The sequence below is a fragment of the Pyxidicoccus fallax genome (genome assembly GCF_012933655.1).
Lineage (GTDB): Bacteria > Myxococcota > Myxococcia > Myxococcales > Myxococcaceae > Myxococcus > Myxococcus fallax.
The window spans coordinates 1-1,759 of sequence record NZ_JABBJJ010000683.1 but is presented as its reverse complement, the minus strand read 5'-3'; the positions used below and the strand labels follow the sequence as shown (position 1 = coordinate 1,759).

Below are 1,759 nucleotides of genomic sequence, written 5' to 3'. Positions count from 1 at the left end.
GGCCCTGTTGAGGGGGAGGGCTGGAACCGAGGGCTCGAGGAGGGCTACTGCCGGGTACCACGCGGGCTGTGCGCCTTGCCGGGCCGCTCTGGTGTTCGCCGAGGTCGGCCTGGACGCGGCATCCGTCGAAGCGATCTGCGAACGCACCGGATTCACGCGCGGCGCCTTCTACTCGAACTTCGAGACCAAGGACGCGCTCATGCTCGCCCTCATCGAGCGCGTCGCCGGCGAGAAGATCGACGAGGTCGCGGAGCGGGTCGCGGTGCTGCAGGCTCGCGGGGAAGACCTGGAGCCGGGCGCCCTGGTGTGTCAGCTGCAGGACGTGGCATTCGAGAAGAAGCAGGGCATCCTGCTGACCAGCGAGATCCGCACGCGCGCAATGCGCGACCCGCGGCTGGCCGAGACCTAGAGCGCACCGCGCGGCTCGCGACCGCGCTCGTGGAGCCGATCACCGGCTGACCAGCGCGCTGTGCGCACGAGGCCCGCAGACTGGTGAACCGCGGTTCACCAATGCGCTAAGGTGCGTTCATGACCACGGGCGATGAAGCCGGAGGCTCGACCACGACGGCGCAGCGGCGGCAGCAGCTGGACGCCATGGAGAACGACGCGCTACGACAAGCGGCCAACTGGTTCATCCTCGCCGCCGGCACATCGAACGTGATCATGCAGCTCTCCCGGCCGGCCGTCGCCTACGGCGTCATGGAGAGCAAGGTCGACGAGGGCAACCTCTTCAAGAACCCGAAGCGGCGGGCCCGCACCACGCTGGCGTACATCGCGGTGACGATGCTCGGCGGAGCGGAGGAGCGCGCCGCGATGCGCCGGGCGACGAATGCCTCCCACGCGCGCGTCCGCTCCGAGCCCGGGCATCCGGTCGGCTACAACGCGTTCGACCCCGCGCACCAGCGCTGGGTGACGGCGTGCCTGTACCTCGGCGCGGAGCACGCGTACGAACGCGTGCACGGCCCGCTGCAGGGCGAGTTCCGGGAGCGGTTCTACCACCAGGGGAGCGTGTTCGGCACGACCCTGCAGCTGCCGCCCGAATCATGGCCGGCGACCCGCGACGACTTCGAGGCGTACTGGCAGGCGGAGGTCGCAGGGCTCACGATGGACGAGCGCACGCGCGACTACCTCTCCCGGATCGTGCGACTCGAGTACCTCGGTCGCCGCATCCCCGCGCCCGTCCTGAGGCTGCGGCAGCGACTGGTCGCGGGCTACCTGGGGCCGGAGTTCCGCGCGCTGATGCAGCTGCCGTGGACGGATGCCGACGCCCAGTCCTTCGAGAAGTTCAACCGGCGTCTGGCGCGTTTCATGCGCCTGGCCCCCGCCGCCGTGCGCGAGGCGCCGCTGCGCCGTCAGCTGCGGGACGTGCGCCGGCGGCTGGCCGAGGGGCGCCCGCTCTTCTGACGCGGTCGGCCGCCAGCGCCGGGAGTCCAGCAGCGCGTGGCAGCGTCCGAGCCGTGCCAGCCACCACTCGCGGCGGTCGGCGGATGCCGCGTGCGCGTCGAGCAGCGCCGGGTCGGGGTCACGCGACCCGTCGGTAGCGCCCCCGCGCGCGGGGCGAGCGGCGGATCGACGACGTCGGCGGTGAAGAGTGAGGCGGTGCCGAGCCCGCAGTCACAGGTGAAGACATCCAACGTCGTTTTCCCGCAAACGACAAAACCGGCCGGAGAGGGGGACAGCGTGCTCGATGGTAACGTGCTCGCCCGTCACCACGACGCGCTCGATGAGCAGGCGTACCAGCCGTTGCCTGCCCTCGAAG

General features: G+C 71.1%; 3 protein-coding genes. All 3 read left to right on the top strand.

Features of this window, described 5'->3' with window-relative positions; all coding sequences use genetic code 11:
* Nucleotides 1-91 precede the first annotated feature (91 nt).
* A complete protein-coding gene (locus HG543_RS53465; protein WP_211194811.1) occupies nucleotides 92-409 on the top strand; it encodes a TetR/AcrR family transcriptional regulator in 318 nt (105 codons plus the stop codon).
* 119 nt (nucleotides 410-528) lie between these two features.
* Complete coding sequence (locus HG543_RS53460) at nucleotides 529-1,404, top strand: oxygenase MpaB family protein (RefSeq protein WP_169352648.1); 876 nt, start codon at nucleotides 529-531, stop codon at nucleotides 1,402-1,404.
* Between the two features lie 90 nt (nucleotides 1,405-1,494).
* Nucleotides 1,495-1,759 (top strand): hypothetical protein (locus tag HG543_RS54840; RefSeq protein WP_211194810.1); only part of this gene is annotated, 265 nt, incomplete at its 3' end.